The 23,479-nt window shown below is 53.0% G+C and carries 20 protein-coding genes and 3 pseudogenes; 16 read left to right on the plus strand and 7 right to left on the minus strand.

Annotated features, from left to right (window positions below; genetic code table 11):
- Positions 1-39 precede the first annotated feature (39 nt).
- The 8 genes and pseudogenes from PHD44_RS02205 to PHD44_RS02240 form a co-directional block, all read left to right on the plus strand.
- Complete coding sequence (locus PHD44_RS02205) at positions 40-2,076, plus strand: alpha/beta hydrolase-fold protein (protein WP_300187604.1); 2,037 nt, start codon at positions 40-42, stop codon at positions 2,074-2,076.
- Between the two features lie 88 nt (positions 2,077-2,164).
- The gene (locus tag PHD44_RS02210) at positions 2,165-2,656 is read left to right on the plus strand and encodes a GNAT family N-acetyltransferase (protein ID WP_300187607.1); all 492 of its coding nucleotides are present in this window, start codon (positions 2,165-2,167) and stop codon (positions 2,654-2,656) included.
- Positions 2,643-3,968: a condensation domain-containing protein gene (locus PHD44_RS02215; protein WP_300187609.1), complete on the plus strand. Its 1,326-nt coding sequence runs from the start codon at positions 2,643-2,645 to the stop codon at positions 3,966-3,968. Before PHD44_RS02210 ends, PHD44_RS02215 begins: the two co-directional genes overlap by 14 nt.
- Positions 3,969-4,087: 119 nt before the next feature.
- Positions 4,088-4,723 carry a 4'-phosphopantetheinyl transferase superfamily protein gene (locus tag PHD44_RS02220; protein WP_300187611.1) on the plus strand — a complete coding sequence of 212 codons (636 nt, stop codon included), beginning with the start codon at positions 4,088-4,090 and terminating at the stop codon, positions 4,721-4,723.
- 259 nt (positions 4,724-4,982) lie between these two features.
- Complete coding sequence (locus PHD44_RS02225) at positions 4,983-6,155, plus strand: acetylornithine transaminase (protein WP_300187614.1); 1,173 nt, start codon at positions 4,983-4,985, stop codon at positions 6,153-6,155.
- The gene (locus PHD44_RS02230; RefSeq protein ID WP_300187617.1) at positions 6,152-6,619 is read left to right on the plus strand and encodes a GNAT family N-acetyltransferase; all 468 of its coding nucleotides are present in this window, start codon (positions 6,152-6,154) and stop codon (positions 6,617-6,619) included. Before PHD44_RS02225 ends, PHD44_RS02230 begins: the two co-directional genes overlap by 4 nt.
- A gap of 122 nt (positions 6,620-6,741) precedes the next feature.
- Positions 6,742-7,002: pseudogene (locus tag PHD44_RS02235) on the plus strand (ATP-binding protein); the annotation flags it as partial.
- A 43-nt stretch (positions 7,003-7,045) separates the two neighbouring features.
- Positions 7,046-7,255: pseudogene (locus PHD44_RS02240) on the plus strand (transposase domain-containing protein); the annotation flags it as partial.
- 371 nt (positions 7,256-7,626) lie between these two features.
- Here PHD44_RS02240 and PHD44_RS02245 read toward each other — a convergent pair.
- Positions 7,627-7,813, minus strand: a pseudogene (locus PHD44_RS02245) (IS256 family transposase); the annotation flags it as partial.
- 207 nt (positions 7,814-8,020) lie between these two features.
- Positions 8,021-8,734 carry an autoinducer binding domain-containing protein gene (locus PHD44_RS02250; RefSeq protein WP_300187620.1) on the minus strand — a complete coding sequence of 238 codons (714 nt, stop codon included), beginning with the start codon at positions 8,732-8,734 and terminating at the stop codon, positions 8,021-8,023.
- 115 nt (positions 8,735-8,849) lie between these two features.
- Between PHD44_RS02250 and PHD44_RS02255 the strand changes: the two genes are divergently transcribed.
- From PHD44_RS02255 to PHD44_RS02270, 4 genes are all read left to right on the plus strand, one after another.
- A complete protein-coding gene (locus PHD44_RS02255) occupies positions 8,850-9,287 on the plus strand; it encodes a DUF4902 domain-containing protein (protein WP_300187623.1) in 438 nt (145 codons plus the stop codon).
- Positions 9,288-9,464: 177 nt separating this feature from the next.
- A complete protein-coding gene (locus PHD44_RS02260; RefSeq protein WP_300187626.1) occupies positions 9,465-10,037 on the plus strand; it encodes an acyl-homoserine-lactone synthase in 573 nt (190 codons plus the stop codon).
- On the plus strand, positions 10,021-10,662 hold the full coding sequence (locus tag PHD44_RS02265; RefSeq protein WP_300187628.1) for a hypothetical protein: 642 nt from the start codon (positions 10,021-10,023) through the stop codon (positions 10,660-10,662). Before PHD44_RS02260 ends, PHD44_RS02265 begins: the two co-directional genes overlap by 17 nt.
- 414 nt (positions 10,663-11,076) lie before the next feature.
- Entirely contained in the window at positions 11,077-11,388 is a 312-nt protein-coding gene (locus PHD44_RS02270) for a CopG family ribbon-helix-helix protein (protein ID WP_300187631.1), read from the plus strand.
- Between the two features lie 171 nt (positions 11,389-11,559).
- Here PHD44_RS02270 and PHD44_RS02275 read toward each other — a convergent pair whose 3' ends face one another.
- From PHD44_RS02275 to PHD44_RS02290, 4 genes are all read right to left on the minus strand, one after another.
- Complete coding sequence (locus PHD44_RS02275) at positions 11,560-13,422, minus strand: hypothetical protein (RefSeq protein WP_300187634.1); 1,863 nt, start codon at positions 13,420-13,422, stop codon at positions 11,560-11,562.
- Positions 13,423-13,467: 45 nt separating this feature from the next.
- Complete coding sequence (locus PHD44_RS02280; RefSeq protein WP_300187637.1) at positions 13,468-14,178, minus strand: hypothetical protein; 711 nt, start codon at positions 14,176-14,178, stop codon at positions 13,468-13,470.
- 792 nt (positions 14,179-14,970) lie between these two features.
- Positions 14,971-15,153 carry a hypothetical protein gene (locus tag PHD44_RS02285; protein ID WP_300187640.1) on the minus strand — a complete coding sequence of 61 codons (183 nt, stop codon included), beginning with the start codon at positions 15,151-15,153 and terminating at the stop codon, positions 14,971-14,973.
- A gap of 51 nt (positions 15,154-15,204) precedes the next feature.
- Positions 15,205-15,657 (minus strand): hypothetical protein, encoded by a 453-nt coding sequence (locus PHD44_RS02290; protein WP_300187643.1) that lies wholly within the window; start codon positions 15,655-15,657, stop codon positions 15,205-15,207.
- 82 nt (positions 15,658-15,739) lie between these two features.
- Between PHD44_RS02290 and PHD44_RS02295 the strand changes: the two genes are divergently transcribed.
- Both PHD44_RS02295 and PHD44_RS02300 read left to right on the plus strand, forming a co-directional pair.
- Positions 15,740-15,982 carry a helix-turn-helix domain-containing protein gene (locus PHD44_RS02295; RefSeq protein ID WP_300187646.1) on the plus strand — a complete coding sequence of 81 codons (243 nt, stop codon included), beginning with the start codon at positions 15,740-15,742 and terminating at the stop codon, positions 15,980-15,982.
- Between the two features lie 93 nt (positions 15,983-16,075).
- Complete coding sequence (locus tag PHD44_RS02300; protein WP_300187649.1) at positions 16,076-17,572, plus strand: class I SAM-dependent DNA methyltransferase; 1,497 nt, start codon at positions 16,076-16,078, stop codon at positions 17,570-17,572.
- Positions 17,573-17,661: 89 nt separating this feature from the next.
- On the opposite strand, the gene PHD44_RS02305 is transcribed toward PHD44_RS02300, so the two are convergent.
- Positions 17,662-18,872 (minus strand): IS3 family transposase gene (locus PHD44_RS02305; protein WP_300187651.1). Its coding sequence is split into 2 segments (ribosomal slippage): positions 17,662-18,596 and positions 18,596-18,872, totalling 1,212 coding nucleotides; the frame shifts between segments, so codons are not numbered across the junction.
- A 183-nt stretch (positions 18,873-19,055) separates the two neighbouring features.
- Here PHD44_RS02305 and PHD44_RS02310 point away from each other — a divergent pair.
- Together PHD44_RS02310 and PHD44_RS02315 are read left to right on the plus strand one after the other, a co-directional pair.
- Positions 19,056-20,027 carry a restriction endonuclease subunit S gene (locus PHD44_RS02310; protein WP_300187654.1) on the plus strand — a complete coding sequence of 324 codons (972 nt, stop codon included), beginning with the start codon at positions 19,056-19,058 and terminating at the stop codon, positions 20,025-20,027.
- A gap of 4 nt (positions 20,028-20,031) precedes the next feature.
- Positions 20,032-23,421: a DEAD/DEAH box helicase family protein gene (locus PHD44_RS02315; RefSeq protein WP_300187657.1), complete on the plus strand. Its 3,390-nt coding sequence runs from the start codon at positions 20,032-20,034 to the stop codon at positions 23,419-23,421.
- Positions 23,422-23,479: the final 58 nt, after the last annotated feature.

Genomic DNA, 23,479 nt, shown 5'->3' on the forward strand with positions numbered 1-23,479 from the left:
GAGGCACGAGCCCGATACAAAACCTGAATGGTGGTTGTGATGACAAGTAAAGTAATTTCGACGACATCTCCCGGCCCGACTCCCGAAGGGAGAGTGATCAAGGACACCGTTTTTTCTGCGTCGCTGGAGGGAAACCTGCTGGGCGACCCAGTCACGCGTAACGTCACTGTTTATCTGCCGCCAGGTTACGACAACGGTGACAGGTTTCCGGTCGTCTATCTCCTTCATGGCTGGCTGGGTGATGAAACTCTGTTCATGAACCGCGATCTCCTCTATTGGAACTTCTTCCCCGCAGGTTCTGATTTCCCCGACAAGGGCATCGCCGGCATGCTCGACGGCCTGATCAGCCAAGGCAAATTGAGGGAGATGGTCGTGGTCATGCCCGACGGCGGCAACAAGTACGGCGGCAGTTTCTACACAAACTCAGCTGTAGCAGGCAACTATGAAGACTACATTGCCGAAGATCTGGTTCATCATATCGATAGTCACTATCGCACACTTCCTGACAGGGATAGCCGGGCGATCGTCGGACACTCGATGGGTGGTTATGGCGCGTTCAAGCTCGCCATGAAGCGTCCCGATGTATTCGGCATGGTAGCGGCACACGCAGGTGTTGTGTCGCTCGAACACTTCAAGCCTTTTGTGCCTGCCGTGATCGGAGAAAACTCCGATGCGACGAAGGGACCGAATCCCGAGTTTGCCCAGGACTTCAGCGCCGAGAAACCAATGACCAGCATGTTCCTCAGCATGAGCGCAGCGTTCTCTCCGAATGCAGAAAAGCCCCCGACCTTCGTTGATCTGCCGTTCGAATATCCTGCAGGGAGACTCCTCGATGAGGTATGGGACAGATGGACGGCTCACGATATGGCCGTCATGCCCAGGGCCTACAGCGATAATCTCTCCTCCCTTAAAGCCATCTATATGGACGTCGGCGACAAAGACGAGCTGGGCGCAGCTCTTCAGGTCGAGAAACTTCATCAGGCACTGACCGGCGCCGGTGTCGCACACCAATACGAAGTTTACGATGGCGGACATACCAGCAAAGCGTTTGAACGGCTTTCGATTTCTCTATCATTCATATCGAACCACCTGACGGGTGCAGTCATCCTCCATGGTTACTCGTTGCCCTACGGTCACCGTATCGGCTATTACGATGCTTGCGTGGGCAAGCTGACCCAAAGAGAGATGAACTACGAGACCGATTTCCCTGCCCTCGTAGAGACGGAAAAGGGCGAAATTCTGGTCTGCCAGTCACTGCCACGCAGTGACTTGTGCATCGAAGTGCAAGAAGTCGAACACGGCAAAGACATCGAAATCAAGCAACTGTCCTGTAAGATCGCGAAAAAAGAGCTGCTGTCCCACGATGTGATGCGTTTGTACTTGGAGCTGCCGGATTCACAGCGTCTGCAGTTTTTCGCCGGGCAGTACCTGGATGTCTTACTGAAGGACGGAAGGCGCCGCAGCTTCTCGATCGCCAACGCCCCCCACGATGACAAGTACCTTGAGCTTCATATTCGCCACGTGGAAGGGAGCGAATACACCCATTTCATCTTTCATGAACTGAAAGAGAAATCGATCTGGCAGATCGTGGCCCCACTGGGCAGTTGCTATCTCCGAGAGGACTCGGAACGCCCGATCATCCTCATGGGCGGGGGTACCGGCTTCGCTCCCCTCAAGGGTATGGTGGAACATGCCTTTTTCATCGGCGAGACCCGACCCATTCGCCTATTCTGGGGCGTACGGGCGCTTCGTGATCTCTACCTCAGCGATCTTCCCCGCCAATGGGAAAAGGATCACCCGAATTTCAAGTTCACCCCAGTTCTCTCGGATCCCTTGCCTGAGGACCAATGGACAGGCGAAAGCGGATGGGTGCATGACGCCGTTGTGCGGGCATGTCCGGACATGAGCGGGTACGATGTATACATTAGTGGCCCCCCTGTCATGATCCGGGTCTCGGAACAAGCCTTCCTTGCGCAGGGACTTCCCGAACGCAGGCTCTTCTCGGACGCCTTAGAGTTCAACCGGTCTCCGATGCAACAAGTAGCGAGTGCACTAGACGGCAAAGGCCGCGAATGAATGCGAATGGAGAAAAGATGCGGGGGAGGATAACCGGATGACGTTGGTCGATCTCACCCCTTACCCACATTATTATGAAGAGTGATCTATGGGAATACGCAATGGTGAACCTGCCGATTACCCGCATGTCATCCAGCGACTGGACGAGTGGTGGGGAGGAAGGGAAATGCATCAGATGCTGCCCAAGTTATTTTTCATCCACTTCCGGCCCACCACCTTTGTCTGGGAAGAAAACGGCAAAATTGTTGGTTTCGTCGCGGCATTCATGTCCCAGACCTTCCCTGATCGCGCTTATTCGCACTTCATCGGCGTTGATCCTGAATTTAGGCGCAAAGGGATCGGACAGGCTCTCTACCTCCATCTATTTTCTGTCGTTAAGGCCCTTGGCGGCACCAGCGTACATGCGGTCACCGCGCCGACTAATATATACTCACTCGCCTTCCATCGACACCTCGGATTCCGCTTTGATCCGGGAAAACCTGACGAAAACGGAATACCTGTAGTGGAGAATTACGATGGCTTGGGAGGCGCCCGCGTACTCATGACGCGACGGCTGGGAGGGGACCATGGCCGGGAGTGACGACAAGAATGCCGTAGTTCGGTATCCCCTCTCTCCAACACAGAGCGGCATGCTTTTACGAACACTAATGCGTCGCAATGAACCCGTCGACGTCGAACAGATCGTCCTTCGTCTCGGAACGAAGCTCGACCACGCGACGCTGCAAAAAGCGTGGGGGCATCTGGTGGCAGACGAGCCAATTTTGCGCACCTATATGAATTGGCGGACGGTCGGCGGCCCTTTCCAAGAGGTGGTGGAGTCTGTGAATCATGGGGTCAAGCTTATCGAGCTTCCGGATAACAGCGAACAGGAAATCACACGCCTCTCCCTCGAAAGCAGAAACACTCCCTTTGACATCGAGGTGGCGCCACTGGCACGGCTGATGCACATTATCTGCGAAGACTGCTCGATACTGGTCTGGACGTTGCATCACATCCTGTTCGACGGCCGCTCCTACGTCCTGTTGCTGGACGCGCTGTTCCGCACCTACCGACAGATTCTCGCGGGCCAAATCCACAAAGTACCGTTATACCGTCCGTTCCGGGAGTTCATCGCGTCGTTGGAGACCCTGGATCGGGAAGCCGCGAAAAGCCACTGGCAGCGCATTTTCAACGAATACACACCGCTGTCTTCGTTGTGCCAAAAGGATCTCCCGAGATCGAACGACACGGAGACTGAGGTCGCCGTGGTGAAGCGACTGAGCGCTGCGGATACCCAGGCGCTGGTTCAATGGTCGGAACAGCATGGCGTCACCCTCGTCAGCACCCTTTATGGCCTCTGGTGTACCACGCTGAGTATACTCACCGGTTCTCTCGACATCGTATTCGGTGTTACGCTCGCCGGCCGCCACGTCAACGGTGAAGTATTCGATGGTCTCGGCCTCTACATCAATACGCTACCGCTACGCTGGACTGGCCACGGCAATCGCACTTTCGCCGAAACAGCCGTTGATCTTCGCAAACAGATCCTGGCACTACGCCCTTATGTCCAGACATCGTTGACCGACATCCATCGCTGGGTAGGCATAGCCCCGGGGTACCATCTGTTCGAGACACTGGTCGTCTACGATCATCAATCACTGGAAACACGGCTTAACACCACACATCCTTCCTTCTCTGACTGCCGAGTAGAGGAGTACGGTTCAACCGGCTTTCCTCTCACCTTGGTTGCATTCGGATCACCTGTTTTAGAAACACGGGTGATAGGCGATCCTTCTTGTATTTCACAGGCTAAGGCTGTTCAAGTCATTGAGCTGCTGCATAAATTGGCGCGAGCCATACCACGCCACACTCCGCAGCCCATCGCCCAACTGGTTGGTCAGTTTGCCTCATGATCGTGAGAACCGCGTCAAGCGTAGAACAAACCATTGGCGAGCTCGGTGAGATTAGTATATGGCTCGCCGCTACACCGAACCAGGCGACCGATCAGTGGCGAGAGGATCGGCTGAAGATATTGTCTGCCGACGAACGCATTCGTCACGACGCCTTCCATTCTCAACAGGACCGCGACCTCTACCTCTGCGCCCACACCTTGCTGCGCCACGCCCTCTCTGCCCATACTGAAATCCCCCCCTCCAGTCTCCAGTTCCAGCGCAATCCCTTTGGAAAGCCGGCCCTGGTTTCCACAACACGTGGCGAATTGCCCCAATTCAATCTTACCCACACCAAGGGATTAGCTGCCTGTATCATCGCCGGAACGCGCCCTTGTGGAATCGATCTGGAACTTGTCCAGCAGAAGGCGGAGCTTTTGAAGATAGCCGACCGCTGGTTTTCGGCCGAAGAAGTCGAGCAGTTGCAGAGGCTCTCCGGTGAATGGCGTTATGAGCATTTCTACTCCCTGTGGACTCTGAAAGAGGCACTTCTCAAGGCTTACGGCTGCGGCCTGCTACAACCGCTCAATAGCTTCGGATTCCGCTTTCCGGCAAATGAACACGGGACAATAGAACTGGTACACCAAGAGCATATATCCACCGGCGAGTCGTGGCACCTCGAACTCTACTCGCCCTTGTCAGGCTACCGGATGGCGGTAGCGATTGCAGAACGTAGCGGACCAATACCGCCGATTAGGCAATATTGGCCGGAGTTCTAAATCAATCACTGACCATCGCCCACATTATGATTTTAAGTCGCCCCTCCGATTTATGTCCGCATCAGTTCAGATGGAAAGTCAATACAACGACTGTTTCAGCTAGGTTAGAGTTGACGTTCGGTCGCTGAAATGTAAGGATTTGATGGCTAAATAAGCGACCCCTGAAATCGCAAAACCTTGAATGTTTCGAACAGCTGGCGATATCGGTTACCCCTTTACCAACCCAATCACATCGTAAAAAGCAACCGAGTAATCGAATATGGAATCTTTTTCGTCTCTGATGGAAATAACTAGCCGCCCGAACCTCGTGTTCATATCAGGACACGGCTCATGGCTTAAAGAGCGTGGCGGCGAGGAGTACCTCGATTTCATCCAGGGATGGGCGGTCAACTGTTTAGGCCACTCGCCTAGGGTTTTGGTCGAAGCCGTCGCCGAACAGGTGGGGCGACTGATCAACGCCAGCCCCGCCTTTTACAACGAGCCGATGATTCGTCTCGCCGATATGCTCACTGCAAACAGCTGCTTCGATCGAATTTTTTTCGGCAACAGCGGTGCAGAGGCCAACGAGGGAGCGATCAAGCTTGCCCGCAAATGGGGCGCTCGTCACCGTGATGGCGCCTACGAAATCATCACCATGGAGCACGGCTTCCATGGCCGGACCCTAGCAACCATGTCTGCCTCCGGGAAAGCGCAATGGGAAAAACTGTTCGAGCCGAAAGTTCCCGGCTTTCCAAAGGTCCCCTTGAATGACTTGGCAGCGGTGAAGGAGGCCATCAATGAGCGGACGGTTGCGGTGATGCTCGAACCGGTTCAGGGCGAGGCCGGAGTGTATCCCGCCACTCCCACTTTTTTGCAAGGACTGCGAGATATCACCCGCGAACACAACCTGCTACTGATTTTCGATGAGGTTCAGACCGGTATGGGCCGCACCGGTTCGCTATTCGCCTACCAACACAGCGGCGTCGAACCCGACATCATGACCCTTGGAAAAGGGCTGGGCGGCGGCGTGCCGATTTCGGCGCTGCTTGCTAAGGAACCCGTCTGTGCTTTCGAACATGGTGACCAGGGGGGGACCTTCAACGGCAACCCATTGATGACCGCTGCCGCTGGCGCCGTGCTCGAAACCCTCATCCAACCTGGTTTCCTCGACAATGTTCGCACTCAGGCAGCCTATCTGCGCAAGCGACTGGAAAGCATATCAACGCGGCACGGACTTGGTGAGATCCGTGGCTGCGGAATGTTGCTCGCCCTCGACACCGTTACGGCGATAGCGCCGAACGTCGTTGGGGCTGCACTCGACCGCCGCCTGATACTCAACGCCCCCCGTCCGTCAACGCTCCGCTTCATGCCCTCATTGACAGTAACGAAAGATGAGATCGATCACATGGCAGAGATACTTGATGACACACTCGGGGAGCTTGTCCGGAAATGAACGATCAATGGAGGATCACTCGGGCAACGGCTGATGAAGCACTAATCATTGTTCGGCTGGTTTCCCGTTTGCTTACGGAAGTGGCCGCAGCGCCCCTGCCGATGCCCGAAGACGAGGCGACGGAACTGTGTCTTGCCATGATGGGCGGGGGTAACTATTTCCCCATACTCGCCTACTCGACTGCGCAACCAGCTGGTGTCCTGTGTCTGGGAAGGGGACAGGCCCTTTACGCCGGAGGAGAATTCGGAATTATCGAAGAGCTCTACATCGCTCCAGAGTTTCGTGGAGAGGGCTTAGGCAGGAGGTTAATCGCCCACGCAGAGTTGGTAGCCAAGGAAAAACACTGGAAACGCTTGGAGGTCGGCGCACCGCGCTCCCCTCGTGGCGACGCCGCTGTCCTCTTTTATGAGAACAGTGGTTTCACCCGGCTCGGGCCCAGGTTATTCAAGGCACTCGACGAGTAAAGCCCCTATTCGAATAGAACCACCTCGTGCCGCCGTGTTCGGTTCCGTTTCTGGAGATCGAGCTGTAGATCATCGCCCCCCGAACCAGAGAGGAAGTGCGCGGGGGCGTCCGGTTCATCCTGATCGATGCGGTGATTCTTGATGAGCTCGGTTACCTGCCATTCCCTGAGTCAGTTGGTGCTTTGCTCTTCCACCTCATCAGCCAGCTCTATGAGAAGACATCGCTGATCATCACCACCAACCTCAGCTTTGGTGAATGGGTCAACGTGTTCGGCAACGCAAAAATGACCACAGCCTTGCTCGATCGCATCACCCACCACTGCGACATCCTCGAAACCGGCAACGATTCCTACCGCTTCAAACAGCGCAAGAAATCAGCCTGATATCCTGGTCAAAATTGGACGCTGTTGGGTGGTCAATTTTCGACGCTGTTTGACAGCCCTCGGCAAGAAGAACTGGTTGTTCGCCGGTAGTGAACGGGCCGGCAAACGAGCGGCGGCCATTCAGAGTCTGTTTGCCACCGCCAGGCTCAACGACATTGAACCGGCTGCCTGGTTGAAGGACACCCTCGAAAAACTACCCACCTGGCCAAACAGCCGCATCGACGAATTGTTGCCGTTCAAACCACCTGCATAAATTGCCCGAGTTTTACAGGTGGGGCGGCCGGACGCTTACACTACAGAGTAGTGATCGTGACCGGAAAAGAGCACGATGCGCCAGAAGAGCTGTTAGACCGCTGGATTGCGGTAGTCCGTTAGCCGGAAGACTTGATTGGCGAAAATGAGTTGCTCAAGATCATCGACGAGGCGAAGTGACAGTAGGTATGTAAACTCGAAGCCTAGAGCGGTTAGACCTATCTGCTGATAAGCAAGTCCCGATGACGGACCTGGACAAGAATCGCCCCATTCCTCAGTTATTAATCCCAAACCGGGATCCACGCCCGAATGAGAGTGCATGAAAAAAGTGGTTGTATCTGGCGCTTAGGAGCATCCGCCAGAAGTGGATCATGCCGATGGTTGATTCTTGCCGTGCCCCAGGTGCTCGGCCATCTCGGCTTGTAGCGCTTTCTCGACCAGAATCTTGGTGAGCTGCTTGAGCACCCCGTTCTCGCCAATCAAGTCTTCCGGCTTGCGGTAGTTCAACCATCAGGCTGTTTATCAGATCTTCAGGTACATCGTGCTTCTTTACGGTCATTATCATCGCTCCTGGCAATGCGGCAGTTTCCTGCCAAGGGACCGGTTACACAAAAATTCTTACACCCTCCATGCCGATCCAAAATTGGAACACGTACCAGACTCGTTTTATTCCAGTTCGAAGATCAAATATCTGAATATTCCCATGAGCACTTCTGTGGATACCGATCGCAAACACCAAGATGACAAAATAGAATAGTTGGTTATATTAGTTTAGAATCCCGAGAACCGCTGCCCTGACCGCTGCCACCGTCTTGTTGACACAATTCAGCTTCTGCATGGCATTTGCGATGTGAAAATTCACTGTCCTCTCGGAAAGATTCATTATGCGAGCGGCTTCCCCAGCCGTTTTTCCTTCTGCTGTCCATCTAAGTACGTCCTTTTCTCTCGACGAAAGAAAAATCGTGGTTTCCGGGAGCATTCTGAATGAAATAAGATCGCCCATGCATTGATGAGCGACTTGCGTCAACCACACTAAGCGATAGCCGACCTTCTTAAGCTCAGATTCAGACAGGGGGTCGTTGCTGCGAGTCAGTGTCAGCAACCCCCGTATACCCTGCGTATTCGTACTAGCCTGCGCCCAGCCATATTGCAACCCATGAGACCTGGCCTCCTCCCAAAACGCACGATCACCACTTATTTCATCGTCAGACCAAACGACCGGTGTCGTCGATCTCCCCCCATGATTTACGATTGGGTCAATCGCCAGATAATTCTCGTCTACATAACGCTGTTGCCAGCGCAGAGAGTAGTTATTGAACATCACGACCTTGGGCTTGGTCATGTTTAAGGGAAGCTTTAATCCGTACGCACAGTGTTCGAAACCTAGCTCCCGTGCCTCACGCTGGATCAAATCGAATAGTTCCGCCTCCCCTTGCATCGATTGCATTTGCGATATGAAGTCGCCTTGCCAAAGTTTCAAAGCTCGTTACCTCCATGTGGAATAACTTATGTATTCAATCTGTTAGCTTTGACACTATTCACCCTTCGGTATCTCATGTAACGTTGCTCGCTTCAGAACAACGTAGTGATGAACCATGCAATACTCTAGCGCCATAGAGCCGCACCGAAAAGGGCCATCGGACCTTCTGAAGGTTTCTCACGATGGCTACGTGCGTATGACCCGATATGTGCTCCTAAAGTTGCCTCTGATCCATTTTCTTTCCGGTCTAGATGAAGACTCCCTGCATCTTCCTATGCATGGGGGGATGGAATCTACAATATCTGGTTACACCGAGTGGCTTTCATCATCTGTCCCCGTGGTGAGTATCGGCTGGGACTGGCGTTTGAACTTGATGACCGGTGTGCTTCGTTATGAGCGTGAAGGTTGGCCTCGCTCAAATGTCATGATTATTGATGCCGAAAATGGCCGAGATGTCGGTGACGATGCAACTGCCGAGATGATCGCGCTCCGCCTGGAGCACTGCAGTTGGGAAGACGAAATCCGGAAACAAATTGCCGTTCGGTACGCGTAGGCGGACGCCCACGGTCGAATCCTTTTCAACAAGATTGCCCCCATACGCAGGTCAGTCTTTCTTGCTTGATATTGCCCGTACAAAACACATACCGGAACTGTATGTTCTGACAGTTGCCGAGATCAGCACAACACCATCCTAATACGCCCACGTTTTCGACAAGATATCGAGGGTGTTATGCAAATTACGTATGGTGAAAAGACAACGCTACCGTTTGGTTTGTACGATGATCTGAGCAGCTACCGCCATGAAGTGTTTGTCGGACTTCTTGGATGGGATCTAGATACACCCGAAGGTATCGAGCAAGATCAGTTTGATCGACAAGATACTGTGTATGTAGTCGCCCGAACGGATGAAGGCAACATCAACGGATGTGCCCGTCTGCTACCAACCACCAAGCCGTACCTCCTCGGTGAAGTATTTCCCGAGCTTCTGAACGGCCTCACCCCACCATCCTCTCCGGAGGTTTGGGAGCTTTCGCGTTTTGCAGCCGTAGACGTTTCTGCCGCCCCCACTTCTACCCGTGGGCAGCTATCCTCTCCGATTGCCGTCAGTCTACTGAAGAATGCGCTGCAAACGGCAGCAAGTTATGGCGCCAAGCACATCATAACGGTATCGCCCATTGGTATTGAACGGTTACTCCGCCATGCCGGATTCAGGGCCCATCGCGCTGGGCCGCCGACGGTGATTGGTGGACACCCCCTCTTTGCCTGCTGGATCGACATCGAATTGAGTGACCTCAGCCTTTGAGAGACCGCGTGCCTGGCAGGCGGTTCTTTATGCCACTAATCCCGTAGTTCATGAACTTTGGCATCTGCTTGGCCAGTCTGATCGAAAGCAGTTTAAGGAGAAGTATCTTTCTGCATTCTTATCATCCAGAGTTTCGATTCCTTTGGAGAACGCAGAAAAGCTGCTTTCTTACCTTGAATCCGGCCAATTAGAATTCATTGTCGGTTGTGATCACGTAACCAAGGATAGCGATGGTCGTGTTTTGGTTGAGCACACAGAGCCAAGTGGGAAACAGACCCACAGCTATGCTTTTGGCATTTGGGCCACAGGTTTCCCCCAAAATCTTGAAAACTCGGGTTCCAGCCTCCTGACAAGTATGTTGCTGAACGGCGATATTACACGTCACCCTGATGGGGGAATCACAGTTGACCGCAGGACATATCAAGTGATCAGAAGTGACTCTTCTGCAGATAGTCAAATATTTGCTGTAGGCGAAATTACAAGCGGGCAATTTTTCTTTACAAGTGTATTGGACATCATTTGTCGTCACGCAAAGTTGTGTGCAGAGTCTTTTCACAAAATTGTCCGAATGTCAGAGCTGGAGGCGGTCAGCATGACCTGCTCCCCTGAAACCCATTCAATTTAATGTAGAGTTCGTCAGAAATATGGAGACGGGCTGTGTAGCGATCTCGATTTAGTGAAGATCATCGGTTGTTAAGGAGCAAGAGTCTGGTTGCTCCGCTCCCTGAGGGCTCGTCTTTCATATTTCAAGATAATCAATGTCCACGTGAGCATCGACTTCCCGTCATAACATTTTGATAAATAAAACTTTGTGCGGCAGGTGGCTAATGGCGCTTCAAATGACATAACCCTGCTCGATCTGCGGAAAGCTGGCTTGGACCTCGAAATCGTCGGCTCTGGTGACGTAGATGCCAGTAAGCTGATCGCGCCAACTTGTCGGTTGCCGGGTCCGGTGACATCCTGGTGCAGGGTAATCCGCCGCACCGTGACCACAGTGTTGCCGGAGCCGGCAAGATCAAGTTCCGATAGGAGGTGCAAAATGACAGTAGCAACCAAAGTGTTGACCGCACACGTACCGCTTCCGCTGGCCGACAAAGTAGATCAGATGGCTTCACGGCTTGAACGCTCGCGCGGCTGGATCATGAAGCAGGCGCTTTCCGCCTGGATCGCCCTGGAAGAAGAACGCGACCGACTGACCCAAGAAGCGCTGGCTGATGTAGACGCCGATCGCGTCATCGATCACCAGTCCGTGCAAACGTGGGCGGAGAGCCTTGGCACCGACCAGCCGCAGCCAAAGCTTGAACCCCTAGTTAAGTGTTATACACGGTTCATCTGGTTCAGGTGCATCTAGGCAAGGATGCATGGCAGTTTGTTTTCGCCTCGCATTTTGTTAGCCTGGCTTTGTCCGCTGCTCAGTTTCCGGAAGACTAGGATGGCGGCCTATGGAAGAAACCCGAAAGGGTTACGTACGTGACCGGAAATGCGTTGCGCAACGTGTCTCCGGTCCACCACCAATACTTGGCTATGCTGGGATCCGAGCTAATCTACTTCCCTTCAGCATATCTCGAACCACTTTCATGGCAAAAAGTCTGCCAGGTAGTGTCTCCTCTTTCCCCCAATTGTTGTGATCAACGGGGCTGTATATGCCGATATTCGACCAAAGCGGTGGATTGAACACGCCCTTTCTTGGAGGCAACCTATTGAGCAGGTTGTAAATTGCGAAACCCAGATCGTCATCACTATCTAACGTAAATACAAGGGCTCGGAATGATTCCTCATCACGTTTTGATAAAGGACGATTTGGATCAGTGTTTTCATCGGCGTCTTTGGGTTTTTTAACTCTTCTTTGATTCTCAAACAAGAAGAAGTATCCACTTGTTGTGGTGACTTTCATGAGCATGGCACCACGCCGCTGAGTGTTTCCCTTGCCCATGCGTAACCACTTCCGGGCCATCGCTTGTTCATCGAGACTCAACTTATCGCTGGCTTGCGGGAATGTGATCAAGATTGGATCTGTGTCAGAGACAAAGTTTCCGTCAAAGTCGAGACACTCGACATTGAGTACCCGCACTCCATCTATGGGTGTTTGTGTTTCACATAGATGAATGAACGCATCCCACACGTCTCTAAGTACCCCTTTGGATTCGACGGTTTCCATCGTGCAAATTTGTGCCTGATTGATACCGGATCCACTGCCGTACGGATCACCGGCGGAGGCACTTGAAGTGGCGTTCGTAGTGTTGTCGATTCTGCCTCTTCTGGGGCCAGAGCTTCTTGTCGACCCTGTAAATGAAATAGAGCGTTTCTTACGGGGTGTGCCGAGCACTTCCCAATCAGGGTTATGGAGCTGGATGGTGCCTGCATCACGACCCGGTGCCCTATCCCCCTCTAGTTCAACGGCATCCCTTTCTGTGTCTGGTTTGAAACGTCGTCGAGGGCCATTGTCTTTGGGAGGTGGTTTTGAACCGCTTCCTTCGTTGAGGTTCTTGCTCTTAGCGATCAGTATCTCCGGCCCGTCCGGGTCTGTAGCCCCATGGATATTTAGAACTAAAAAGGTATGACTGGAGACCCATACTCCCGTGGTTTTCAATTGAACAGGACCTTGATACCACGGCCCTGCGTAGAGGAAGGCGGGGTTCCCATTTCGCCAGTCGGTTTGGTACGTGTTGTATGCGGTTTTGGTTATCTGGCGCGCATAGTCATCTTCCGGATCATCAAGGTGGGCCAGGAAAACAGCATCGCCGTTGGATAATCTTGGGTGGATTGGCACCACCCGTTTCCCAGGAGCATTCAAAACTTCTGGTGGGGCTTTTACATACAGACGCGCATCTATCAGTTCTCGCGGATAGGTCAATAAGATCCTTCGCAATTCCTCTGATTTGCCGTAAAAACGAGAAAAGAAAGTCTGACAAGGTATCAGGATCGATATACCGTCTGGTGTCGACAGTTTCACCAGATTGCTTGACTTGATGTGTTTGTCAAACACGGTCGCATCAGCTTTAAACATTCCACGGAATGGCAGACTCTCGAGCGGGACAATCTCCCATTTGTCAGCATCGAAAGAAACCTCGCACTGAAGGTAGTCGTAAACCGCCACACCAATTTTCTTCTTTCGATGCCTCACTGCGCCTACAAGTAGGTGGCCTAGGCTGGTTACGGGAATTTTTCTTGCAGCCACCTCGCCGAAGCGACCAGTATCGAGTGCTATTTCTCTGAGAACGACCCAAATCTTGGGTTGGTGATCTTCATTCGTTGACTTCAGCAGAGCCCCGTGCCACCAAACTATTTGGGGGGATTCATCGAGATCGCCTAAGGAAACCTCAGTCGAGGCGTAGGCACTTTCAATTTTCGCACTTTCCATTTTGAGCAAACGATCCACATCCATTTTGTAGCGTTAATTGTTGGAATGTAGAATTAATTGATGGAAGTCTCACCCTTTCCCTCTATCAACCTCGCCCGTTCTGGTGCGGTCCACTTCCATTGCCGCTCTTAGCAAAGTTGCATCCTTTAATTTATTGGCATAATTAAGAAACGACATGAAACTTAAGACTTGCTCCCATATTTTTGAAGTTGGTAGTGATCTGGGTATGCCAATACCCTGGTCAAAAAATACAACCTTCAGTTCTTTGGTCGCCTTATTAAACGCACCCGTTATGTACCAATTTTTATCTTTTAATTTAACTCTACTGGATTCAGGATATGCATGATGCCCTACATTTGTAATGGCCTCATCCAATCCACTATGCAAAAAAGTCCATTTTTTAATTTTTTCACCGACAACTTCAAACAGTTGTTTTTTGAGTGACTGATAGTCCTTGTTTTCTTTATTTCCTTTTACGTACTTTACTATACGCACATCTGATTTACCGTCTTCGCCGATGCTTTTTATTCCTGATCGCTTAAATAGATCAAAGAACCCCAAGTAGTAAAATTTTTCTAGAATCTCATCATTCCAGTTATCAATGCTGGGCTTAAGCATATTCCTTATCGAGTCATCCCATCTTGATAGCTCGGCCGTTAGCAATAACGCAGCTGACGATGAAATTTTCTTCAGGTGATCAAAATTAACTGATACCAGATGGTATGAATTCTTGCGCCACGGTAATTTAGAGAAAGCCCTAATTGCGTTCAAGTAAGGCATTGTATTCTCATATTCTTTGGATAGGTTCATAATCTCAGGTAGATATATTGTGGCCCGTCCACTAGCACTGATTTGGATATTTAAATTTCTACTTATAAGATAATCTATGTATTTTTTTGTTTGCCCTGTAACTTCATCCTTATATTTTCTCTTCCTGCGCGAGTCTCTTATATAATATCGCTTACCAAGCCTTCTCTGTTGTATTATCCTAGTTATGTCTCTTTGGCGACGTCTCTCAGTGCACCTTTTCATTTAACATTCCCTATCTTACTTATAACCATTCATTCTACATGCATACTCCCATCATTCTAGTTCTAAATTCTGCGTGTGTTCCGAATCTCTCGCAAAATCGCTTAACTGACTGTTTTGATGTCTCTTCATCCGTTGCGACTCAGTCTGTTCAATTTCTGGAGTGACTTGGTTAAGCGGCAAATAGCCACCCCGAGTATCTTCACACTCACAACAGTCTTATTGCCTGGCGCCAGGTCACAGACAAGAGCATGCTGATACGCACTAGGTGCGTGCGAACGATTAAAGGGCAGGATGAATGCGCCTAGGGAGAATATAAGACAGGTGGACCGGATAGACGTTGCGCAGCGCTTTTCCGGTCACGTAATAGCCCTTTCGGGTTTTTGATAGGCCACCACATCAGTAATCCGGAATCTGTGCAGTGAACTCAGTCAGACTAGCAAAGACTGGGACGAATGCAAACAGCCATCAATGCCTGTCTTGATGCCACTGGATTTGATGAACTGCAAATAGAACCCAGTTAGGCAAGCGTTCACAAAACCTTCAGTTGTCGACTGGCGCTCCAAAGGCTTCTTCCAGATCGCGTTTTCTGCGTGCAATCCGACTAGCTTCCTCCATTTCCCGGCGGTAGCGAGGCCCATTCCACCTAGCCAGAAAAAGAAACGGAGCGAAAACCACCGCAAAGATCAGGGTGATCTTGCACGCATCAAAAAGGACTTCAGTCATTTTCGCACTCCTGATCAATCATGTGCACCAATGTCGCACGCCAAAACAAACCTAGTGCAGTTGATCCTTGGATGTCGATCCAGCTGAATCAACGGGCACTGTAAACACTTTTTCGTAATTGGCAGGGGTGTCCGACTCTGAAGATCCCAGCATTTCCAAATGAGTGCCATCTGCAAAGACAAAGCGCTGACTTCCAGTTTGCCTGTCGCCCCAAACCTCTGCCAACCGGCACAGTGTGAACCCATCGGAGCCGTTGAAGTAACCCGAGCTGAGAAAATCAACACGCAGGATTTCAAACTTGTTCTTTTTCTCTTCCGCGATGGCAAGCACGTCCCGGATGTTGCTGAACAGCATGGTGGTCTGAAACTCTGCGTCTTCCTTACTTTCTGGTTGATAAACCGTGACTAGAAAGTGGGGAAGATCTGAGACCATTTCAACCCACTGCCAAAGCATCGTTTGGGTATTTAGCCATGGAATCTGCGCACTTGCATTTGTTCGGAACATCTTGCTGAAAACCTATCTTTACCGCTTAAAATGTAGATTATATTCCGTGGACTGATAATCTCGCTACATTCATCGTGATGAGATGAATAGCAAGACTTTCGAACAGCTTCAAATCAAGCTAGCCAAAGACATCAAGGCTGCTCGTCGTGCTGCTGGAATGTCTCAGGAGGCACTGGCTTTACAGGCTGAGGTGGATCGCACTTATGTTTCCCAATTGGAGCGCGGCATCGCGAACCCATCGCTTTTAGTCCTATACCGACTGGCAAGCGTGCTTGGTTGTGATCTCAATGTGACTTTGGGAAAGTCAGAAACCAAGGATGCCTAATCAAGGGAAGCGACGATCCAATTACCGGTTGCTTGCCAAGAACAGGATATGTGCCTAAGTTACCCTTCCGAAATACTCCACCAGAAGACATACATGATCACAGGCGAACTCAAATCCAAAATCGACAGCATTTGGAACGCCATGTGGTCTGGCGGCATATCAAACCCCCTCTCGGTCATCGAGCAGCTCACATATCTATTATTCATCAAGCGTTTGGACGAGTTGCAAACGCTCAAGGAGCGTAAGGCAGCTCGCACCGGTCAGCCGATCGAAGAACCGATCTACGCGCCAAATCAGGAAGCCCTACGCTGGTCGCGTTTCAAGGAGACGGCTCCGGAGCAGATGTTCAACACTGTGCGCGACGGCGTGTTCCCCTTCATCAAGACGCTGGGCAGTAAGGGCGAGCATGACGGCGAAGGTGGCAGCACCTACACCCACCACATGCGTGATGCCCTGTTCATGATGCCCACGCCGCGTGTGTTGGCTAACGTTGTCGATCAGCTCGACGGCATCGACATGGCTGATGCCGACACCAAGGGCGACCTCTACGAATACATGCTCGGCAAGATCGCCAGCGCCGGACAGAACGGTCAGTTCCGCACCCCGCGTCACATCATCAAGCTGATGGTCGACATGACTGCGCCCACTCCGCGCGATGTCATCTGCGATCCGGCCTGCGGCACGGCGGGCTTTCTCATAGCCGCCTCCGAATATCTGATTAATCACCACGGCGATGAGATCTATCGTGACGAGGCTGCTCGCCGCCGCTTCAACGATCACACCTTCCATGGCTACGACTTCGACCCCACCATGCTGCGTATCGGCAGCATGAACATGCTGCTGCACGGCGTCGAAAACCCGGACATCCGCTACCGTGACTCGCTCGCCGAAGGCGCTAGCGGCAGTACCGGAGACGATGCCGGTAAATACTCACTCGTCCTCGCCAATCCGCCCTTCGCAGGTAGCCTGGACTACGAATCCACCTCCAAGGACTTGCAGCGTATCGTCAAGACCAAGAAGACCGAACTACTGTTCCTCGCCCTGTTCCTGCGTCTCATGCAAACCGGTGGACGCGCCGCCGTCATCGTGCCTGATGGCGTGCTGTTCGGCTCCAGCAACGCGCACAAAACCCTGCGTAAGCTACTGGTCGAAGATCAGAAGCTCGACGCCATCATTTCAATGCCCTCCGGCGTGTTCAAACCCTACGCCGGCGTCAGCACCGCCATCCTGTTCTTCACCAAGACCGAGTCTGGCGGCACGGACAATGTCTGGTTCTACGACATGCGTGCGGACGGCTTCTCGCTGGACGACAAACGTACGCCCCAGCCCGACAAGAGTGACCTACCGGACATCCTTGCCCGCTGGCAGAACCTGAACGCAGAAACAGAACGCCCTCGCACCGCGCAGAGCTTCCTGGTGCCCAAGGCCGAGATTGCCGGAAATGACTACGATCTCTCGATCAACCGCTACAAGGAAGTCGAGTACGAAACCGTTGAATACGATTCGCCACAGGTGATTCTGGCGCGGTTGGCGGAGTTGGAGGCGGAGATTATCGACGGGCAACAAGAGCTGCAGATGCTACTCAAATGAACGCATCTCAGCTGACTCAACTATCCGAGGTCTGCTCAATTTCAATGGGTCAGGCTACAGTGGACCCATCCGTCAAGACAGAAATCAGTCTAATTTAAGCTGGTCTGTCCGTCTTTCTCGCAACTGCATGGCGTTGCCCCATTCTTGCTAAATTTGTCCACTATCCTTGCGCCGCCACCGCTGGCCGTCGCGTACACCGTTGCCGGTGTGCGATTGCCCAATGACTGGTGTGGGCGTTCGTCGTTGTAAAACACGAAGTATTCCGTCAGCCCCAGCATCAGTTCGATCGTGTTGCGGTAGCCCTTCAAATATACGTCTTCGTATTTAACGCTGCGCCATAATCGTTCAACGAAGATGTTGTCCAGTGCCCGCCCGCGTCCGTCCATGCTGATGGCAATGCCACGGGATTGGAGTGCGCCGGTGAATGCGTTGCAAGTGAACTGGCTGCCCTGATCGGTATTGAATAGCTCCGGGCTGCCATACCGCTGCAATGCCTCTTGCAAACAGTCCACGCAAAACGCCGTGTCCATCGTGTTGCCGATTCTCCAGCTCAATACTTTTCTGCTGTACCAGTCGATCACCGCAACCAGGTAGACGAAGCCGTGCGCCAGCCTGATGTATGTGATGTCCGTGCTCCATACCTGGTTCGGTCTCACCACTTCCACGCCGCGCAACAGGTAGGGATATACCTTGTGCTGCGGCTGCGGACGGCTGGTGTTCGGACCCGGGGCCATGCCAGCCAGGCCCAGAACCCGCATCAGTCGCTGCACGCGTTTACGGTTCACCCGATGGCCTTGCGTTTGCAGGAACGTCACCATCTTGCGGCTGCCGTAGAACGGACGGCGGGTGTACTGCTCGTCTATCAGCCGCAGCAGATCCAAGTCCTGTTCGCTCGCCTGTTTGGGTACGCGCTGCGCGTAGACCGTGGTTCGCGATACCCCAGTCAGTTCACATTGCCGAACCACGGGAAGTGTGGCTTCGGATTCAATCCAGGATCGCCGCACCGCTACTGGCTCAACCCGGACTTTTTTTTGAGCCAATCCAGTTCCATCTTCAGTTTGCCAATCTCGCCGTACAGGCGTTCGGGATCGCTGTATTCGTTTACCGGCTTGGGGCCTCGCTTGCCGTCGAACAAGGTGCCAGCCCGCTCCAGAATCTCCTTTTTCCACTGCCCAACCTGTACCGGATGCACGCCGTGTTCCTGCGCGATCTGGTTGATGGTCTTCACCCCACGAACTGCTTCTAAACCAACCTTGGCCTTGAATTCCGCACCAAATACTTTTCGTTTCGTCCCGCTCATCGCCCGCTTCCTTTTCACTTCGGACTACAGCTTAATCTACTGTCTTAAATTTGGGGTCCACTATAGGCGCCCAAAGGAACCAGTTACAACACTGCAAGTAACGGATACCCGCTAATTGCGGGTGCTAGTGATTTCGGGGAATTAAGCCCAGAGCCAGAGAAATGGACAAATGAACCGACTAAATTGTCCGAGGTTGGTGACATAGTCCTTTGTATCAGAGCAACCATTGGAGATCGAAACTGGTCTGATAATCAATACTGCCTAGGCCGAGGTGTAGCGGGTCTACGTGCAGATGAAAAAAGACTGAACCAACAGTACCTATGGCATTGGGTTGGCTTTTCAGCGCATCAACTAAAATCCAAGGGCCGTGGCGCTACATTTCTTCAGGTTTGTAAGGCTGATATCGCGTCGTTGGAAATCCCTCTCCCACCCCTCGCAGAACAAAAGCGCATTGCGGCGATTCTGGATGCGGCGGACGCCTTGCGGGCCAAGCGCCGCGAGTCCCTCGCTCAGCTCGACACTCTGCTGCAATCCACCTTCCTGAACATGTTCGGCGATCCGGTGACGAATCCGAAGGGGTGGGAGGTTAAAAAGCTTGATGACCTAGTAACAAAACTCGGCGATGGCCTACATGGCACTCCTATATACTCTGAATCTGGAAATTATTACTTTGTAAATGGCAATAATCTTCGTGATGGAAAAATACACATAGATAATTCAACGAAACGAGTTGACGAAACGGAATACTTAAAACACAAAAGAGAACTTAATGATACAACGATGCTTGTTTCCATTAATGGAACCATCGGCAAAGTAGCATTTTACGATGGCGAGAATATTGTTCTTGGCAAAAGTGCCTGCTACTTCAATCTAAAAACAGAACAAATAAATTCTCAATATTTATATCACCAAATTAACAGTCAATATTTTATGGACTATGCAATCGGACAGGCCACAGGAAGTACAATAAAAAACGTATCTTTAAAGACAATGCGTTCTTTCCCTGTGTTGTATGCCCCTCTCGATCTCCAACGCTGTTTCGCCACCATAGTGGAATCTATCGAACGCCAGAAAACCCTACTACGCGCCCATCTGACTGAACTGGACACGCTGTTCGACTCGCTGCAATCCCGAGCCTTCAACGGAGAACTCTGAGGCCATGAGCAACTTCGCCTTCCTGCCAGAAACCTTCCGCGATATTGCGGATGCCGCACGGAAGGCCGAAGGCCACATCTACGGCGACCCGCGCGCCGCCTGTTTCCATGCCCGCTTCACGCTGGAAGCGATCCTGCACTGGCTGTACCGCCACGACCCAGCGCTGCGCATGCCCTACGACCATTCCCTCGGTGCGCTGCTGCACGAACCTACCTTGCAGAACCTGCTGACTCAACCGGTGTACCAGAAGGCGAAGGTCATCCAGCAGCAAGGCAATCAGGCAGTCCACAACCAGCGCCCAGTGAAACAGTACGACGCACTGCAGGTGGTGAAGGAACTTCATCACATTTGCTACTGGCTGGTGCGCACCTATGCGCCGGAAACCTCACGCGCCGGTGCGGCCTGGGACAACGCCCGAGTGCCGCGCCCGGTCAAGGCCGAAGCAACGGTGCCGCGCGAACAATTGGAAACGCTGGAAGCCGAACTTGCCACCAAGAGCGAGGCGGCGCTCAAGCACCAACAGGAACGAGACGCACTTGATGCGGAACTGCAGGTCCTGCGTGCTGAGCTCGCCGCAGTTCGTACCCGCGCTGAGGCGACACCCGACACCCACGACTACGGCGAGGCTGAAACCCGCCATTACCTGATCGACGTGGACCTGCGCCGTGCCGGCTGGCCGCTGGATAAGCCACACGACCGTGAGTATGAAGTGACTGGCATGCCCAACGCGAAGGGTGTTGGTTATGCCGACTACGTGCTGTGGGGCGACGACGGCAAACCGCTGGCTGTGGTGGAGGCGAAGAAAACCACGGTAGACGCAACTGCAGGTCGGCAGCAGGCCAAGCTATATGCGGATTGCCTGGAGGCCATGCACGGTCAGCGTCCCCTGATCTTCTACACCAACGGCTACGAGACCTGGCTGTGGGATGATGTGGCCTATCCACCGCGCAAGGTGGCCGGGTTCTATAAGAAGGACGAATTGCAGCGGTCGATCTTGCGCCGCACGCAGCGTGCCGGGCTGGACGTAGCCTCGATCAAGGAGGCTATTGTCGGGCGCTATTACCAGAAACGTGCTATCGGCAGCATCTTCGGGCAATTCACCACAGCGAGACGCAAGGCGCTTCTGGTGATGGCCACCGGTACCGGTAAGACACGCACGGCTATCGCGCTGGTCGATGCCCTGCAACGCGCCGGCTGGGTCAAGCGCGCGTTGTTTTTGGCCGACCGCGTATCGCTGGTCAACCAGGCGGCCAACGCGTTCAAGACCCACCTTCCCGAGTCCAGTCCTGTGAATCTGGTTACCGAAAAGGATACCGATGGGCGGGTGTATGTCTGCACCTATCCAACCATGCTGAACCTGATAGACCAGAGTGACGGCGGCACGGCCCGCTTCGGCATCGGCCATTTTGATCTGGTAGTCATCGACGAGGCGCATCGTTCGGTGTACCAGAAGTATGGAGCGATTTTCGAGTACTTCGACTCGCTGCTGGTCGGCCTGACGGCGACACCACGTGAAGAGGTCGATCGAAACACGTACGACCTATTCGAGCTGGAACCCGGGGTGCCGACTGATGCCTACGAACTGGAAACCGCGATTTCCGACGGTTATCTGGTACCACCACGAGTGCAGCAGGTCGATCTGCGCTTCCCGCGCGAGGGCATCGACTACGACGCCCTCAGTGACGAGGAAAAAGCACAGTGGGAGAGTCTCGACTGGGGCGACGATGTAGAACAGGGCTTGCCACCCGAGCACGTCAACGCCACGGCAATCAACAACTGGCTGTTCAACAAGGATACTGTGGACAAGGTACTGCAACACCTGATGCAGCACGGCCACTCCGTTGAAGGCGGGGACAGGCTGGCAAAGACGATTATCTTTGCCCGCAACCACGATCACGCGGCCTTCATCGAGGAACGCTTCAACCATCACTATCCGCACTATAAGGGGCACTTCGCACGCGTCATCGACAACCGCGCCAAATACCCGCAAAGCCTGATCGACGACTTCTCGCAGGCAGACAAGGAACCACACATCGCCATCTCGGTGGATATGCTCGACACTGGCATTGATGTGCCAGAGGTCACCAATCTGGTGTTCTTCAAGCCGGTGTACTCGCGCATCAAGTTCTGGCAGATGATCGGCCGCGGTACGCGGCTGTGTCCTGACTTGTACGGCCCCGGTGCGGATAAAGAAGACTTCCGCGTGTTCGATTTCTGTTTCAACTTCGACTTCTTCCACGAGAACCCTCAAGGCATCGACGGTAGTGCTGGCGTAGCACTGGGTACGCGCTTGTTCCGTGCGCGAGTGCAACTACTGGGCCTGGTACAGGCCGATGCGAAACTGGATCCGGACACCGCGCTGAGCCACGCGCTGAGGGATGGCCTGTACGGCGAAGTGGCAGCAATGAACCACGACAATTTCCTCGTACGAATGCATCTGGAGGCAGTGGAACGCTTTCAAGACCGCAAGGCCTGGAATGCGTTGAACGAGCACGATCGCGAGCAGTTGCAACGCGAGGTGGCCGGTTTGCCCTACGAGTTAGAGGCCGACCAGATTGAGTCACGTTTGTTTGATCTCACCGCGTTGCGTATGCAACTGGCACTGGCCGAGGGTGACGTCAACGCGCTGGAGACGCTGCGCCAACGGGTGGTTGAGATCGCCATGCTGTTGGAGGACAAGGCCAGTATTCCAGCAGTGAAGGAACAACTCGGCTATCTGGCCGCGCTTCAGGATCCTGCATTCTGGGAAGGGCTGAACTTGGCAACCCTTGAGGACATGCGACTGCGGTTGCGTGGACTTGTGCCCTTCCTCGACAAGAAGAAACGCACCATCGTGTACACCGATTTTAAAGATGAAGTGCTGGGCGTGCGCGAAGAACAGGCCGTATACATGCCAAAGATGACCGGCGTGCAGTACGAGAAGAAGGTTCGCGAGTACCTGCGCAATCACTTGGATCACCTTGTGATCAAACGCCTTCGCACCAATCAGCCGCTGACTAAAACGGACTTGGCCGGATTGGAACAAACTTTGGAGGAAATCGGTGAGGACGATGGGCCAACCCTGTTGGGCAAGTTGATGGAACGCAGTGGAGCGCCTTCTCTGGCGTGGTTCGTGCGCAGCCTGGTCGGGATGGACCGCACAGCCGCCCAAGCCACCTTCGCCCAATTCCTCAGTGACCGCAGCCTGTCACCGAAGCAAATCCGCTTTGTTGAGCTGATTATCGACCAACTGACTTCTCGTGGTGTAATGAACGCAGGGGCACTATATGAAGCACCGTTCAGCACGTTGGATACCATGGGTCCGGAAGCAATATTCGCCGGACGGGATAATCTGATTGATGGTCTGTTCGAAACGCTTGCATCGGCCCATGAGGGGTTGAGCGCTGCGGGGTAGACCCTCTACGAGGCATAGTAAATTATTCAATTTTTTGATTGCGTTAAGGTGCCAGCTA

It is taken from the genome of Halothiobacillus sp. (genome assembly GCF_028710545.1).
In the GTDB taxonomy this organism is placed as follows: domain Bacteria; phylum Pseudomonadota; class Gammaproteobacteria; order Halothiobacillales; family Halothiobacillaceae; genus Halothiobacillus.